The sequence below is a fragment of the Streptomyces alfalfae genome (assembly GCF_004127445.1).
GTDB classification, from domain to species: domain Bacteria; phylum Actinomycetota; class Actinomycetes; order Streptomycetales; family Streptomycetaceae; genus Streptomyces; species Streptomyces alfalfae.
In genome coordinates, this window is sequence record NZ_QEXM01000037.1 from 148,495 (window position 1) to 163,870 (window position 15,376).

Below are 15,376 nucleotides of genomic sequence, written 5' to 3' on the forward strand. Positions count from 1 at the left end.
CTTTACTGGGCCCCATGAGTACCGCACAGCATCTCGCCGTGATCGACCTGCTGCGCTCCCGGGAGTTCCCCGCGGAGCACGGCAGGTCGGAGTGCGGCTCCACAGGGCCTGGTTACCACATCGGGGAGTTACTGACGAGCGACACCTTCTGGGAGGACGACGGCGCCCGCTGGCACCTCACGGAGGAGCAGTACGAGGCCGAGCGCGACGGCCTCACGGTCCTGCTGGCCGACCGCTGGGGGCCGCCGCAGCGGTTCAGCCTGGCGAGCCTCTTCGACCGGATGACGGCCGCCGGCTTCGCCGACGACGCCGCCGAGGACGAGGTGATACCGGAACCGTGGGCCCAGCTCGCCTCGTCCGTCCCCGATCTGCACCTGTGGCACGTGGAAGGACGCTGGATAGCGCTCGGCGTCGCCCAGTGGGACAAGGAACTGCCCTTCCAGCTCCTCGCCGTGGTGACGGAGACACCCCCGCCCTGACACCCGGCCCGGCGCGCGACGGGACCGCCGCAAGGGCTGCGGGTCAGCCGAAGCGCAGCGGTCCCCCGGCGGGCTCGGTGAAGCAGCGGGCCACGTCCGCCTCCGTCACCCGCGCGAGCTCCGCGGGCGACCAGCGCGGCCTGCGGTCCTTGTCGACCACCTGGGCGCGGATGCCCTCGGGCAGGTCGGGCGCGTCCAGCAGGGCGCAGGACACGCGGTACTCCTGGGCGAGCACGGCTTCCAGGTCCGGCAGTTCACGGGCCCGGCGCAGCGCGGCGAGCGTCACCTTCAGGGCGGTCGGGGACTTGGCGAGGAGCGTCTCGGCGGCTTCCTCGGCGCGCCGGTCACCGCTGGCGTGCAGCCGGTCCACGATCTCCTCGACGGCGCCGGCCGCGTAGCAGTGGTCGATCCACTCGCGGTGCTCGGCCAGCTCGGCCTCGGGGGCGGCGGCCTCGTAGCGGCGCACGGCGTCGGCCGCGGGCAGCTCGGCGAGGGCGGCGGTGAGCTCCGGCAGGCGCTCCGAGGGCACGTAGTGGTCGGCGAGCCCGCAGAGCAGCGCGTCGCCGGCGGTCACGGGGGAGCCGGTGAGGGCCAGGTGCGCGCCCAGTTCGCCGGGCGTGCGCGTGAGGAGGTACGTACCGCCGACGTCCGGCACGAAACCGATGCCGGTCTCGGGCATCGCGATCCGGGAGCGTTCGGTGACCACGCGCACGCCGCCGTGCGCCGAGACACCCACGCCGCCGCCCATCACGATGCCGTCCATGACGGCGACGTAGGGCTTGGGGAAGCGGGCGATGCGGGCGTTCAGGCGGTACTCGTCGTACCAGAACGCGGCGGGGGCCGCCGAGCGCCCCGCTGTGACGTCGTCGTGGATCGAGCGGATGTCGCCGCCCGCGCAGAGCCCGCGCTCCCCGGCGCCGGTGAGGACGACCGTCTCCACCGAAGGGTCGCCCTCCCAGTCGGTGAGGGCACGGGAAAGGAGGCCGACCATGGCGTGGTTGAGGGCGTTGATGGCCCGCGGCCGGTTCAGGACGGCGTACGCGGCACGGCCTTCGCGGCGGAGCAGGACGGGGGCGTCCTCGCAGGGGACGTCGGAGGAGGGGGCGTTCATGGTGCGGTGGCTCCGTTCCTGTGGTGCGCGGTGGTGCGGAGGCGGCCGTGCGGGACCGGCGGGCGCGCGTCGGCGCGAGCCACCGGTCCCGCACAAAGCCGTGGTTCAGTGCGAGGACGCCTCCGGAGCGCCGCCCCGGCCCGGCCCCTGGAACGCGTCGAGGATCATCTCGGCCGCCGACGTGGCCGTCAGCGTGCCCTCCCGGACGCGCTGTTCGAGCTCCGGGGCCACCCGGCGGACCTCGGCGTGGTCGCGGAGCCTGCCGAGCAGTTCGTCCCGCACCATCGACCACGTCCAGTCGATCTGCTGGTCGCGGCGCTTGGCGGCGAGGCGCCCCGTCGAGTCGAGCAGCGTGTGGTGCTGTTCGAGCCGCTCCCAGAGCGTGTCGAGACCACTCGACTCCCGCGCGCTGCACGTCAGGACCGGCGGCGTCCACGCGGCGTCGCTGGGGTGCATCAGACGCAGCGCGCCCGCGAGTTCGCGGGCCGCCGAGCGGGCGTCCCTCTCGTGCGGGCCGTCGGCCTTGTTCACGGCGATGACGTCCGCGAGTTCGAGGACGCCCTTCTTGATGCCCTGGAGCTGGTCGCCCGTGCGGGCGAGGGTGAGCAGCAGGAACGTGTCGACCATGTTCGCGACGGCCGTCTCCGACTGCCCGACGCCCACGGTCTCCACGAGCACCACGTCATACCCCGCGGCCTCCATCACCACGATCGACTCGCGGGTCGCCTTGGCGACCCCGCCGAGCGTCCCGGCGGAGGGGGAGGGCCGCACGAACGCGGCCGGGTCGAGCGAGAGCCGCTCCATCCTGGTCTTGTCACCCAGGATGGAGCCGCCCGTGCGCGTGGAAGACGGGTCGACGGCGAGCACCGCCACGCGGTGCCCGAGCGAGGTGAGCATCGTGCCGAGCGCGTCGATGAACGTGGACTTCCCCACGCCCGGCACCCCGCTGATGCCGATGCGCCGCGCGCGCCCGCTGTGCGGGAGCAGCTCGGTCAGCAACCGCTGCGCGAGCAGCCGGTGCTGGGGCCGGGTCGACTCGACGAGGGTGATGGCGCGCGCGACGAACGCGCGCTTCCCGTCGAGGACGCCCTTGGCGTACGCGTCGATGTCGATCGTGACAGGCAGGGGGCTCACCGGCTCACAGGTCGTGGCCGAGATCGGCCGCCAGTCGCTTCACCAGGTCGTGCGCCGCGTCCGGGATCACCGTGCCGGGCGGGAACACCGCCGTGGCGCCCGCCTCGTGCAGCGCCTCGACGTCCTGCGGCGGGATCACCCCGCCCACCACGATCATGATGTCGTCGCGGCCCTCGGCGGCCAGCTCCTCGCGCAGCGCCGGTACGAGGGTGAGGTGCCCCGCGGCCAGCGAGGAGACGCCCACGATGTGCACGTCCGCCTCGACGGCCTGGCGCGCGACCTCCGCGGGGGTCTGGAAGAGCGGGCCGACGTCAACGTCGAAGCCGAGGTCGGCGAAGGCACTGGCGATCACCTTCTGGCCGCGGTCGTGGCCGTCCTGGCCCATCTTGGCCACCAGGATGCGCGGGCGGCGGCCCTCGGCCTCGTCGAAGGCGTCCACGAGGGCGCGGGTGCGCTCGACGGACGGGGACTGGCCTGCTTCGGTGCGGTACACACCGGAGATCGTACGGATCTGGCCCGCGTGCCGCCCGTACACGCTCTCCAAGGCGTCGGAGATCTCACCGACCGTGGCCTTGGCACGGGCCGCGTCCACCGCGAGCGCCAGGAGATTGCCCTCGAGGCCGGGCCCGGAGCCGCGCTCGGCCGCCGCGGTCAGCGCGCGCAGCGCGTCCCGGCAGGCCGTGTCGTCGCGCTCCTCGCGAAGGCGCCGCAGCTTGTCGATCTGCTGGGCGCGCACCGAGGAGTTGTCGACCGAGCGGACCTCGATCTGCTCGTCGGAGTCCACGCGGTATTTGTTGACGCCGATGACCGGCTGCCGCCCCGAGTCGATGCGGGCCTGCGTGCGCGCGGCGGCCTCCTCCACGCGGAGCTTCGGGATGCCCGCGTCGATGGCCTTGGCCATGCCGCCGGCCGCCTCGACCTCCTCGATGTGCTGCCAGGCCCGGCGCGCCAGGTCGTACGTCAGCCTCTCCACGTACGCGCTGCCGCCCCACGGGTCGATCGTCCGCGTCGTGCCCGACTCCTGCTGGATCAGGAGCTGGGTGTTGCGGGCGATGCGGGCGGAGAAGTCGGTGGGCAGCGCGAGCGCCTCGTCGAGGGCGTTGGTGTGCAGCGACTGCGTGTGACCCTGGGTCGCGGCCATCGCCTCGACACAGGTGCGCGTGACGTTGTTGAACACGTCCTGCGCGGTCAGGGACCAGCCCGAGGTCTGCGAATGGGTGCGCAGGGAGAGCGACTTGGCGTTCTTCGGGTCGAACTGCTTGACGAGCTTGGCCCACAGCAGTCGCGCGGCGCGGAGCTTGGCGACCTCCATGAAGAAGTTCATGCCGATCGCCCAGAAGAACGACAGGCGGGGCGCGAACGCGTCCACGTCCAGGCCCGCCTTCTGCCCGGCCCGCAGGTACTCCACACCGTCGGCCAGCGTGTACGCCAGCTCCAGGTCGGCCGTCGCGCCCGCTTCCTGGATGTGGTAGCCGGAGATGGAGATGGAGTTGTACCGCGGCATCTTCTGCGAGGTGTACGCGAAGATGTCCGAGATGATCCGCATCGAGGGGGTCGGCGGATAGATGTAGGTGTTGCGGACCATGAACTCCTTGAGGATGTCGTTCTGGATGGTCCCGGCCAGCTTCTCGGGCGGTACGCCCTGCTCCTCGGCGGCCACGATGTACAGCGCGAGCACGGGCAGCACGGCGCCGTTCATCGTCATCGACACCGTCATCCTGTCCAGCGGGATGCCGTCGAAGAGCTGCCGCATGTCGTAGATGGAGTCGATGGCCACGCCCGCCATGCCGACGTCACCGGTCACGCGCGGGTGGTCGCTGTCGTAGCCGCGGTGGGTCGGCAGGTCGAAGGCGACCGAGAGGCCCTTCTGCCCGGCGGCGAGGTTGCGCCGGTAGAAGGCGTTGGACTCCTCGGCGGTGGAGAACCCGGCGTACTGCCGGATCGTCCAGGGCTGGTTGACGTACATCGTCGGGTAGGGGCCGCGCAGATACGGGGCCACGCCCGGGTAGGCGCCGAGGAAGTCGAGGCCCTCCAGGTCGGCGCCGGTGTACAGCGGCTTGACGCCGATGCCCTCGGGGGTCTCCCACAGCAGGTCGCTCTCGGACCTGCCGGTGGCCTCCTTCACGGCGGTGCGCCACTGTTCGTGCGAGCCCGCGGCGGGTGTGCCGGGCCCCAGGTCTACGGAGGAGAAGTCGGGGATGCGCATTACGCCACTCCCATGCGGTCGAGGGTGGAGGAGAGCACGGCCACGGCGTCGCAGCCGGCGTGGACGCAGGTGTCGACGCCGTCGTACTCACCGCGCCCCGCGAGGAACACGTGCTCGGCGCCCGCGTCCTTGAGGGCCCCGGCCACCGCCGCGGCCTGCTCGGCGTAGAGCGCGTCGCTCGAACAGATGACCGCCATTCGTGCGCCGGAGGTCAGGAAGGCGTCGGCGGCCGTCGCCGCGTCCACCGTGACCGGCTCGTGCACGGTCTCGATGCCGCCCGCCTGGAAGAGGTTCGCGGCGAAACCGGCGCGCGCGGTGTGCGCGGCGGCCGGGCCGAGCGCCGCGAGGAACACCTTCGGACGCGCCCCGGCCGAGACGAGGTGCGCGTCGGAGCGGGCGCGCAGGGCTTCGTACGCCTCATCGCGCCGGACCCGCGGCAGCCCGCCGGCCGGTGCGGCGGGGGCGGCCTCGCGCTCCACGGGCCACTCGTCGAGGTGCGGGAACTCGCTGACGCCGGTGATCGGTTCGCGGCGCCGGGCCAGCTTCTCGCTGCGCGCCGCCCAGGTCGCGGCGAGGCGGTCGCCGACCATCCCGGAGCGCAGGGCGGCGGCCTGGCCGCCCGCACCCTCGATCTCCTGGAAGAACGCCCACGCGGCTTGCGCGAGTTCGTCGGTGAGCCGCTCCACGTACCAGGAGCCGCCCGCCGGGTCGATCACACGGGCCAGGTGGGACTCGTCGATGAGGATGGTGGAGGTGTTGCGGGCGATGCGGCGCGCGAAGGCGTCCGGCAGGCCGAGCGAGTGGTCGAAGGGCAGCACGGTGACCGCGTCGGCGCCGCCGACCCCGGCCCCCAGGCAGGCCACCGTCGTGCGGAGCATGTTCACCCACGGGTCGCGGCGGGTCATCATCACCGGCGACGTCACCGCGTGCTGACGCTGCGCCCCGGCGGCGGCGGAGCCGCACACCTCGGCCACACGCGCCCAGAGGCGGCGCGCGGCACGGAGCTTGGCGATGGTCAGGAACTGGTCGGCGGTGGCCGCGTAGCGGAACTCCAGCTGGGCACAGGCCTCCGGCACGGAGAGCCCGGCCGCCGTCAGCCCGCGCAGGTAGGCGACGCCGGTCGCGAGGGACGCGCCCAGCTCCTGCGCGGCCGAGCCGCCCGCCTCGTGGTACGGCAGCGCGTCCACGGCGAGTGCCCGCAGGCCCGGGTACTCCCGCGCGCACACCCGCGCCAGCTCGACGGCGTCGGCGGCGTCCAACGCCTCGCCCGAGCGGGCCTCGTGGCCGAGCACGTCGGCGCCGAGCGTGCCGCGGACGGAGTCCTTCGTGACGCCCGCGGCCTCGTACAACGCGAACAAGGCACGTGCCGCCGGGGCGAATTCGGCGCCCGCGTCGAGCGCGACGGCCGCGAGGTCGAGGTAGACGCCGTCCAGCGCCCGGGGGAGCGCGGAGACGGGCACGCCGTTCGCGCCCACGCCGAGCCACAGCGAGGTGACGCCGTTCTCCAGGTCGGCGAGCACGGCTTCGTTGGTGCGCACGGGGTCGGCGCTCGCGTGCCGCTGCCGTACGTCCCAGCCGGCGGGGGCGCTGCCGCCGGGTGTGCCGCCTCGTACGAAGGGGGCGAATCCGGGGTGGCCCGCGGCGGGCGCGGCGTCACGGGAGGTGTACAGGGGGCGGGTGATGAGCCCGTCCTCGAGTGCGGTGGACAGCGCTTCCTCGGCGGCCGTCCCCGATACGTCCTTACCCGACTTGCGCAGCACGCCTTCCACCAGGCGCTGCCACTGCTCATGGGTCGCATCAGGGAACTCGGCGGCCAGGGAAAGCCCGTCGTCAGGCAGGACCGTCATGCCCTGATGCTAGGGCTCAACCCGTGGCACGCGGTGCCACCACAGGCTGTGACCTTGCCCTCTTCTGGACGCCCTTGATCTCGGACGAGCGGACGGCTAGTGGATCTCCGGCGCACGGGGAACGACAGGCGCGCAGGGGGACGGCGAGCGCGAGGGCCCCGGGGTGGCGCACCCCGGGGCCCTCGTCCCGACATCCCGTGGAGCCATGTGCTCCGGAAGGGTCAGAGGATCGCGCCCGGCGTGTAGGCGGCGGCCTCCGGGTGCTGCTTGAGCAGGGCCTCGATCTGCGCGACCACGGTGGCGACCTGGTCGCTCGCCGCACCCGTGAACGACAGCTTGTCGGCCATCAGCTCGTCGAGCCGCGCCCGGTCCAGCGGGATACGGGAGTCCGCGGCGAGCTTGTCCAGGAGTTCATTGCGCTCGACGCCCTGCTCGCGCATCGCGAGCGCGGAGGCGACCGCGTTCTCCTTGATGGCCTCGTGGGCCTCCTCGCGGCCGACGCCCGCCCGCACCGAGGCCATGAGGACCTTGGTGGTGGCGAGGAAGGGGAGGTAGCGGTCCAGCTCGCGCGCGACGACGGCGGGGAAGGCGCCGAACTCGTCGAGGACGGTCAGGAACGTCTCCAGGAGCCCGTCCAGCGCGAAGAACGCGTCGGGCAGGGCGACCCGGCGCACGACCGAGCAGGAGACGTCGCCCTCGTTCCACTGGTCGCCCGCCAGCTCGCCGGTCATCGAGGCGTAGCCGCGCAGGATGACGGTGAGGCCGTTGACGCGCTCGCAGGAGCGGGTGTTCATCTTGTGCGGCATCGCGGACGAGCCGACCTGGCCCGGCTTGAAGCCCTCGGTGACCAGCTCGTGCCCCGCCATCAGGCGGATCGTCTTGGCGAGCGAGGAGGGCGCGGCGGCGATCTGCACGAGGGCGGTGACGACCTCGTAGTCGAGGGAGCGCGGGTAGACCTGGCCGACCGAGGTGAAGGCGCGGTCGAAGCCGAGGTGCCCGGCGATGCGGCCTTCCAGGTCGGTCAGCTTGTCGGCGTCGCCGCCGAGCAGGTCCAGCATGTCCTGGGCGGTGCCGACCGGGCCCTTGATGCCGCGCAGCGGGTAGCGGCCGAGGAGGTCGTCGAGGCGGCGGTAGGCGGCGAGCAGTTCGTCGGCGCCGGTCGCGAAGCGCTTGCCCAGCGTCGTCGCCTGCGCGGCGACGTTGTGGGAGCGGCCCGCCATGACCAGCTCGCCGTACTCACCCGCGAGCCGGCCGAGCCGGGCGAGGACGGCGACGGTACGGCCGCGGATCAGCTCGAGGGAGAGGCGGATCTGGAGCTGCTCGACGTTCTCGGTGAGGTCGCGCGAGGTCATGCCCTTGTGGACGTGCTCGTGCCCGGCGAGGGCGTTGAACTCCTCGATGCGGGCCTTCACGTCGTGGCGCGTGACCTTCTCGCGCTCGGCGATGGAGGCCAGGTCGACCTGGTCGAGCACGCGCTCGTAGTCGGCGATGGCGGCGTCGGGGACCTCGATGCCGAGGTCCTTCTGCGCGCGCAGCACGGCGAGCCAGAGCTGGCGCTCCAGCCTCACCTTCTGCTCGGGCGACCAGAGCGTGGCGAGCTCGGCGGAGGCATAACGTCCGGCGAGGACGTTCGGGATACGGGGCTTTGCGGGCGCGGCAGTCACGTGACCTGATTCTACTGGGCATTCATGCAGGCCAGCGCAACGCCCCCGTTCGTCGGAAACTACGAGTGGGGCCCGCCTAGACGCGCGGGTCCTCCCAGGGCAGCAGGTCGGGGCGCTTGGGCGGCAGACCGTCGCCGGAGGAGCGGCCGGTCAGGCGGCGCACGATCCACGGCGCGAGGTGCTGCCGGGCGAACCGGACGTCGGACACGCGGCGCGCGGCCCACCTCGGCGGGGCGGTCTCGCCCAGCGGGGCCCGCCAGTCCTCCTCGGGCGGGTAGCCGATGGCCTGCCACACGGCCTCGGCGATCCTGCGGTGCCCCTCCGCGGTGAGGTGCAGCCGGTCGACGTCCCAGAGCCGCTGGTCGCCGAGGACGGTCGCGCCGTACAGGTCCACGACCAGGGCGTCGTGCCGCGCGGCCAGGTTGTCGATGTGGGTGAACAGCGCCTCCATGCGGGGGCGGAACCGCTCCATCACGGGGCCGTTCCGGCCGGGGCTGCGCATCAGCACGAGCTGCTTGCACGAGGGCACGAGCCGTTCGACGGCCTCTTCGAGGAGGTCGCAGACGCGGTTCATGTCGCACTTGGGGCGCAGCGTGTCGTTCAGGCCGCCCACCAGCGTGACCACGTCGGCCTGCATCTCCGCGGCGACGCCCACCTGCTCGGCGACGATCTGGCCGATGAGCTTCCCGCGCACCGCGAGGTTCGCGTACCGGAAGCCGGGGCTCTGGGCGGCCATCCGGCCGGCCAGGATGTCGGCCCAGCCGCGGTAGGTGCCGTCGGGCAGGAGGTCGGACATGCCCTCGGTGAAGGAGTCGCCGACCGCGACGAGACTGTTGTACTTGGCATTCATCTGCATGGCGCCTGCGATGGTATCCCGCCCGGGGGCCGGACGTCGTGCCTCCTCACTGCCGACCGTCCGGCCGCGCTGCTCGGCCCGCGCCGGGGCCTTTCCGGTCCGTGAGATGGGCCACCAGGGTCTCGCCGATCTCCGCGAACGCCTCGATCTGCTCGGGCCTGAGCAGGTCGATGAAGTACCGGCGCACCGACTCCACGTGCGCCGTCCTCACGGCGATCGGCGCCTCGGAGGCCGGAGCGAAAGGCCCCGGCCTCACGGAGCGGCGCCTGGAGAGCAGGCCGGCGCCGCCGCACGGATGACGCCGACCGGCCGGCCCCGTCACGCGGGACCGGCCGGCCCCCGGTGTCAGACCGGCTGGCCGAACAGTTCTCGCAGCACGTCCTCCATCGTGACCATGCCGGCGAGGCGGCCGTCGGAGCCGAGGACCGCGGCCACGTGCGTCCGGGTGCCGCGCATCGCGGTCAGGACGTCGTCCAGCGGCGTCGTCTCGCGCACCTGCGCGATCTTGCGCATGTCCGGCACCCGGAACGGCAGGTCCCGCGGCATGCGGTCGAGCGCGTCCTTGACGTGCAGATAGCCGACGATGCGACGGCCCGCGTCCACCACGGGGAAACGGGAGAACCCGGACTCCGCGGAGAGCCGCTCAAGGCCCTCGGGAGTGACGCCCACGCGCGCGTAGACGACGTCCTCCAGCGGCAGGACCACGTCCCTGACGGGGCGGCGGCCCAGCTCCAGCGCGTCGTGCAGCCGCTCCTGCGCGCGGTCGTCGAGCAGGCCCGCGTCACCGGAGTCCTTGACCATGCGGGCCAGGTCCTCGTCGGAGAAGCTCGCCGACACCTCGTCCTTGGCCTCCACCCGCAGCAGCTTCAGCAGACCGTTGGCGAACGCGTTGATCGCGAAGATCACCGGCCGCAGCGCCCTCGCGAGCGCCACGAGGGGCGGCCCGAGCAGCAGCGCCGTCCGCACCGGCTCCGCGAGCGCGATGTTCTTCGGCACCATCTCGCCGAGCAGCATGTGCAGATACGTCGCCACGGCCAGCGCGATGACGAACGAGATCGGGTGGACCAGGCCGTGCGGCACGCCCACCCCGTCGAACACGGGCTCAAGGAGGTGCGCGATCGCGGGCTCCGCGACGACGCCGAGCACCAGGGTGCACAGCGTGATGCCCAGCTGGGCGGCCGCGAGCAGCGCGGAGACGTGCTTGAGCCCCCACATCACGCTCTTGGCGCGCCGGTCGCCGTCCTCGGCGTAGGGCTCGATCTGGCTGCGGCGCACGGAGATGAGCGCGAACTCGGCGCCCACGAAGAACGCGTTGACGACGAGCGTCGCCAGGCCGATCAGCAACTGGATGGCGGTCATCGGGCGTCCTCCTGCTCATCGGCGGGCTTCGGGGCGTGCAACAGGACGCGCGCCGCGCGCCGCCCCGTGGCGTCCTGGACGACCAGGCGCCAGCCGCCGACCTCGAAGCTGTCGCCCTCGGCGGGAATCCGGCCGAGCTCGGTCGCGACGAGCCCGGCGAGCGTCTCGTAGGGCCCCTCGGGCGCGCGCAGGCCGACCCGCGCGAGCTGGTCCGTGCGGGCGGCGCCGTCGGCGGACCACAGCGTCCTGCCGTCCTCGTCGGTGCCCGCGGTGGCGATGTCGGGCGTCTCGTGCGGGTCGTGCTCGTCGCGCACCTCGCCGACGACCTCCTCGACGATGTCCTCCAGGGTCGCGACCCCGGCGGTGCCGCCGTACTCGTCGATGACCACGGCCATCGTGCGCTTGCCGGAGAGCCGGTCGAGCAGGCGGTCGACGGTCAGCGACTCCGGCACGAGCAGCGGCTCGCGCATCATCTCGGCGACCGACGCGCGTGGCCTGCGCTCGGCCGGTATGGCGAGGACGTCCTTGATGTGCGCCACGCCGACGACCGAGTCGAGGTTGCCGCGGTAGACGGGGAACCGGGACAGGCCGGTCGCGCGCGTGGCGTTCGCGACGTCCTCGCAGGTGGCGTGCACGTCGAGGGCGATGACCTGCACGCGGGGCGTCATCACGTTCTCCGCGCTGAGGTCGACGAGGTTCAGCGTACGGACGAACAGCTCGGCGGTGTCCGCCTCCAGCGCGCCCTCCCTGGCGGAGTGCCGGGCGAGGGCCACGAGCTCCTTGGGACCGCGCGCGGAGGCCAGCTCCTCGGCGGGCTCGATGCCGAAGCGGCGTACGGAACGGTTCGCGGTGTTGTTCAGGTGCGCGATGAACGGCCGGAAGGCCGCGCTGAACAGCCGCTGGGGCGTCGCCACCCGCTTGGCGACGGCGAGCGGTGAGGAGATCGCCCAGTTCTTGGGGACCAGCTCGCCGATGACCATCAGGAAGACCGTCGACAGCGCCGTGCCGATGACCAGGGCCACCGAGGACGACGCCGAACGGGGCAGACCGATGCCGTGCAGCGGGCCCGAGATCAGCTTGGCGATCGAGGGCTCGGAGAGCATGCCGACGACGAGGTTGGTGACCGTGATGCCGAGCTGGGCTCCGGAGAGCTGGAAGGTGAGGTTCTTGACCGCCTTGAGGGCGCCGGCGGCGCCGCGCTCGCCGCGTTCGACGGCTCGCTCCAGCTCACTGCGCTCGACGGTCGTGAGGGAGAACTCCGCCGCGACGAAGACACCACAGGCCAGGCAGAGCAGCACCGCCACGAGGAGCAGGAGCACTTCGGTCATCGGGTCACCTCCGTCCCATGATCGGACAGGGTGGGGAGGAACGCGCGATGTCGGGTACTGGGAGGCTCGCCCATGGGCGGACGCTCACACCTTTCGATCGAGGGTACGGGTGACCACTCCATGGTAAAGGATCAGCAAAGCCGCTCGTGCGCGTCGGTGGGTTCAGACTGCTCATCCCGCCCGTGTACCCGGCCCGCGCCCGCATCCGCGCCCCGAATCGTGACGTGCGGCACGGCCGGCCGGGCGCTCACCCCGCGAGGTGCTTCACCCACCGCGACCACTGGGGCTCCGGGGCGTAGCCCGCCGCGCGCCAGGTGTGGTGGGCGAGTTCGTTGCGGTCGAGGACCATGGCGTCGCCGCGCCGTCCCCCGAGGCGGACGAAGCGCTCCTCCGCCGCGGCCAGCAGCGCGGAGCCGACGCCCCGGCGGCGGTGCCCGGGGTGGACGGCCAGGCGGTACAGATGGCAGCGCCAGCCGTCGAAGCCCGCGATGACCGTCCCCACGAGCTCCCCGCGCCGCTCGGCGAGGATCAGCGCCTCGGGGTCACGGCCGACGAGCCGCTCCACGCCGGCGCGGTCGTCACTGATGCTCGTCCCCTCGGCGGCCACCTTCCAGAAGGCGAGCACGGCGTCGAGGTCACCGGGCCCGGCGGCCCGTATCCGAAGATCGTCCATGGGCGCCATCCCACCACCGGGGCGGGCGGGGCGCGCGAGGTTTTCAGGATGCGGACGGCGGGGGCAGAAGAGGCGGCAGACCCGCGTGAGCCTGCCGCGCGGGCGGAGGGAGGAGTCTGGGCTCCGGGACGCGTCCCCGCGCCTCACTCGTGCGCGATCGCCGCCAGAACATTCATCCGCGACGCCCGCAGCGCCGGCAGCAGCGCCGCCGCCAGGCCCACGACCACCGAACCGATCACCACCGCCAGGATCGTCGGCCAGGGGAAGGCCAGCTCCTTCATGCCCTGGAGCGCGAGAACCTGGTGCACCGCGACGCCCCAGACCAGGCCGAGGGCGAGACCGAGGACCGCTCCGGAGACGGCGATCACCACCGATTCCAGGCGGATCATCCGCCGCAGCTGACGCCGGCCGAGACCGATGGCGCGCAGCAGCCCGATCTCCCGGGTGCGCTCCACGACCGAGAGGGCGAGGGTGTTGACCACACCGAGGACGGCGATGACGATGGCGAGGCCGAGCAGGGCGTAGACGAGGTAGAGCATCACGGCGATCTGCCGGCGGATGAGTTCCTTGTAGTCCGCCTGGTCGCGGACCTGCACCTGCGGGTACGGATCGAGGGCCTTCTCCAAGCGCTCGCGCAGCGTGTCGGGGTCCGTCCCGGCGGCGGCGTTGACGTACACGGCGGCGTCCTGGCCGCCCGGCACGTACTTCTCGACGGTGCCGAGGCCGAGGAAGAGCCCGCCCGTGACGCCGAAGCCCTCGGGCATGTCCTGGTCGGTGAGGGCGCCGACCGTCAGCGCGGCCTTCCGCTTCCCCGGGAACACCACGGGCAGCTCGTCGCCGACGCGCACCCGGTGCTCCGCCGCGAACTCCCTGTCCATGCCGATGTGCCCCGGCGCGAGGGCGGCCCGCGAACTCCCCGCGGCGTACGTGACGTCGACGACGTCGTCGAGCCGCGGGTCGTAGCCCGCGGCGGTCGACTCCACCCTGTCGCCGTCGGGCAGGGACAGTTCGACGGGGGCGAAGCGCTGCCGTACGACGAGCCCGGTGCCTGCGATGTCCTCGACCTTGTCGGTGACCTCCGGCGAGAAGGGCAGGAAGTTGCTGTTCTGCACGACGAAGTCGGCGCCGAGGGTGGCGTCGATCTGCTTGTCGAAGGACTTCGTCATCGACGCGCTCGCCACGGAGAGGCCGCCGACGAGCGCGAGGCCCACCATCAGCGCTGCGGCGGTCGCACCGGTCCTGCGCGGGTTGCGCAGCGCGTTGCGCCGGCTCATCCGGCCCACCGGGCCGAAGACGGCGGGGAACGCCCCGCCGAGCACGCGGATCACCGGCCGCACCAGGAGCGGCCCCGCGATGACGGTGGCGACGAGGCTCAGCACGATGCCGAGGCCCAGCAGGGACGCGGCCGTTAAGGTCTTCTCGGCGGCGGCGCAGCCGACGAGCGCGGCGGCACCGCCCACGGCGACGACGCAGCCCACCGCGGCCCGCACCTTCAACGGCCGCCCCACCCCGGCGATCTCGGCGTCGAAGAGCGCCGCCATCGGCGAGACGCGCGCGGCCCGGCGTGACGGCAGATAGGCGGCGACGAACGTGACGCCGACCCCGACGACGTACGCCGCCACGGGGGTCGCCCAGCCCACGACCATCTCCGCGGACTTCAGGTTCATCCCGAAGACGCCCATCAGCTCGATGAGGCCCACGGCGAGACCGACGCCCGCGGCGAGCCCCAGCGTGGAACCGGCCAGGCCGAGCAGCAGTGCCTCGACGAGCACGGAGCGGCGCACCTGGCCGCGGTCGGCGCCGAGGGCACGCAGCAGGCCCAGCTCACGGGTGCGCTGCGCGATCAGCATGGAGAAGGTGTTGACGATCAGGAAGACGCCGACGAGCACGGCGACTCCGGCGAAGCCCAGCATCACGTACGTGATGACGTCCAGGAAACCGCCCAGTTCGGACGCGGCGGAGTCGGCCTGCTCGTCGGCGGTCTCCAGCTGCTGGCCGGAGCCCAGGGCGGCGGCGATGCGGCGTTTGAGGGCGGTGTCGTCGACGCCGTCGTCGGCGGTCACCGAGATGCTCGTCGCCTTCCCGGCCGAGCCGAGCAGTTCGCGCTGGGCGCTCCCGGTCTCCAGGAAGACGAGGGCCGCGCCGGGGTTGGTGGTGGTGAAGGCGGCGATGCCGACGATCTCCACCTCGAAGGAGCCGGGGCGGGCGAGGACGGTGAGGGTGTCGCCGATCTTCACGTCCTTCTTGTCCGCCGTGTCCGCGTCGAGGATCGCCTGACCGGCGCCGCGCGGCGCGTGGCCCGAGGTCAGCTCCACGGGGCTGCGGTCGGTGACGTACCAGTTGGTGGCGACGGTCGGCGCGCCGGTCGTCGAGCCCACGGGGTCGTTGTCGCCGTCGACGACGGTGACGTTGTCGACGGAGACGTCGAGGTGCGCGTCCGCGACGCCCTCGACCTCCGCGACCCGCTCCCGCAGGCTCGCGGGCACCGTCGGGGTCTGTCCCGACGGCACGGCCTCGTCGAGGTCGTCCTTCGGTCCGACCATGACGTCCGCCGACGTGGAGGCGAACAGGCGGTCGAAGGTGCGGTTCACGGTGTCCGAGAAGATCAGGCTGCCGGCCACGAACGCCACCGAGAGGATGACGGCGAGGGCGGACAGCGCCAGTCGGCCCTTGTGCGCGAGGAAGCTCCTGAGCGTCGCCTTCAGCACGGCAGCCCCGC

12 protein-coding genes are annotated in these 15,376 nt (G+C 72.8%); 1 reads left to right on the forward strand and 11 read right to left on the reverse strand.

All coding sequences use genetic code 11. From position 1 onward, the window contains the following. Nucleotides 1-14 precede the first annotated feature (14 nt). Complete coding sequence (locus DCW30_RS15760; protein ID WP_076687468.1) at nucleotides 15-479, forward strand: hypothetical protein; 465 nt, start codon at nucleotides 15-17, stop codon at nucleotides 477-479. A 43-nt stretch (nucleotides 480-522) separates the two neighbouring features. On the opposite strand, the gene DCW30_RS15765 is transcribed toward DCW30_RS15760, so the two are convergent. From DCW30_RS15765 to DCW30_RS15810, 11 genes are all read right to left on the reverse strand, one after another. After that, entirely contained in the window at nucleotides 523-1,590 is a 1,068-nt protein-coding gene (locus DCW30_RS15765) for an enoyl-CoA hydratase/isomerase family protein (RefSeq protein ID WP_076687469.1), read from the reverse strand. Between the two features lie 105 nt (nucleotides 1,591-1,695). After that, a complete protein-coding gene (meaB, locus tag DCW30_RS15770) occupies nucleotides 1,696-2,715 on the reverse strand; it encodes a methylmalonyl Co-A mutase-associated GTPase MeaB (protein ID WP_103557677.1) in 1,020 nt (339 codons plus the stop codon). 13 nt (nucleotides 2,716-2,728) lie between these two features. Further along, complete coding sequence (gene scpA / locus DCW30_RS15775) at nucleotides 2,729-4,930, reverse strand: methylmalonyl-CoA mutase (protein ID WP_076687470.1); 2,202 nt, start codon at nucleotides 4,928-4,930, stop codon at nucleotides 2,729-2,731. Then, on the reverse strand, nucleotides 4,930-6,777 hold the full coding sequence (locus tag DCW30_RS15780; RefSeq protein ID WP_076687471.1) for a methylmalonyl-CoA mutase family protein: 1,848 nt from the start codon (nucleotides 6,775-6,777) through the stop codon (nucleotides 4,930-4,932). The genes scpA and DCW30_RS15780 overlap by 1 nt, the downstream gene beginning before the upstream one ends. A 221-nt stretch (nucleotides 6,778-6,998) precedes the next feature. Further along, nucleotides 6,999-8,441, reverse strand: a complete 1,443-nt coding sequence (gene purB, locus DCW30_RS15785) for an adenylosuccinate lyase (protein WP_076687472.1) — start codon at nucleotides 8,439-8,441, stop codon at nucleotides 6,999-7,001. A 76-nt stretch (nucleotides 8,442-8,517) separates the two neighbouring features. Next, nucleotides 8,518-9,297 carry an SGNH/GDSL hydrolase family protein gene (locus DCW30_RS15790; protein WP_076687473.1) on the reverse strand — a complete coding sequence of 260 codons (780 nt, stop codon included), beginning with the start codon at nucleotides 9,295-9,297 and terminating at the stop codon, nucleotides 8,518-8,520. Between the two features lie 46 nt (nucleotides 9,298-9,343). Continuing rightward, entirely contained in the window at nucleotides 9,344-9,508 is a 165-nt protein-coding gene (locus tag DCW30_RS36695) for a hypothetical protein (protein WP_162933600.1), read from the reverse strand. 134 nt (nucleotides 9,509-9,642) lie between these two features. After that, nucleotides 9,643-10,656, reverse strand: a complete 1,014-nt coding sequence (locus tag DCW30_RS15795) for a hemolysin family protein (RefSeq protein ID WP_076687474.1) — start codon at nucleotides 10,654-10,656, stop codon at nucleotides 9,643-9,645. Then, on the reverse strand, nucleotides 10,653-11,984 hold the full coding sequence (locus DCW30_RS15800) for a hemolysin family protein (RefSeq protein ID WP_076687475.1): 1,332 nt from the start codon (nucleotides 11,982-11,984) through the stop codon (nucleotides 10,653-10,655). The genes DCW30_RS15795 and DCW30_RS15800 overlap by 4 nt, the downstream gene beginning before the upstream one ends. A gap of 247 nt (nucleotides 11,985-12,231) precedes the next feature. After that, entirely contained in the window at nucleotides 12,232-12,657 is a 426-nt protein-coding gene (locus tag DCW30_RS15805) for a GNAT family N-acetyltransferase (protein ID WP_198501859.1), read from the reverse strand. A 143-nt stretch (nucleotides 12,658-12,800) separates the two neighbouring features. Further along, nucleotides 12,801-15,365: an ABC transporter permease gene (locus tag DCW30_RS15810; RefSeq protein ID WP_076687477.1), complete on the reverse strand. Its 2,565-nt coding sequence runs from the start codon at nucleotides 15,363-15,365 to the stop codon at nucleotides 12,801-12,803. Between the last annotated feature and the right edge of the window lie 11 nt (nucleotides 15,366-15,376).

Excerpts from the sequence above, each read along its gene's own strand:
- scpA (WP_076687470.1), bottom strand. The coding sequence starts at position 4,930 with ATGCGCATCCCCGACTTCTCCTCCGTAGACCTGGGGCCCGGCACACCC.
- DCW30_RS15760 (WP_076687468.1), top strand. The coding sequence starts at position 15 with ATGAGTACCGCACAGCATCTCGCCGTGATCGACCTGCTGCGCTCCCGG.
- DCW30_RS15765 (WP_076687469.1), bottom strand. The coding sequence starts at position 1,590 with ATGAACGCCCCCTCCTCCGACGTCCCCTGCGAGGACGCCCCCGTCCTG.
- DCW30_RS15780 (WP_076687471.1), bottom strand. The coding sequence starts at position 6,777 with ATGACGGTCCTGCCTGACGACGGGCTTTCCCTGGCCGCCGAGTTCCCT.
- DCW30_RS15790 (WP_076687473.1), bottom strand. The coding sequence starts at position 9,297 with ATGCAGATGAATGCCAAGTACAACAGTCTCGTCGCGGTCGGCGACTCC.
- DCW30_RS15805 (WP_198501859.1), bottom strand. The coding sequence starts at position 12,657 with ATGGACGATCTTCGGATACGGGCCGCCGGGCCCGGTGACCTCGACGCC.
- DCW30_RS15800 (WP_076687475.1), bottom strand. The coding sequence starts at position 11,984 with ATGACCGAAGTGCTCCTGCTCCTCGTGGCGGTGCTGCTCTGCCTGGCC.
- DCW30_RS15795 (WP_076687474.1), bottom strand. The coding sequence starts at position 10,656 with ATGACCGCCATCCAGTTGCTGATCGGCCTGGCGACGCTCGTCGTCAAC.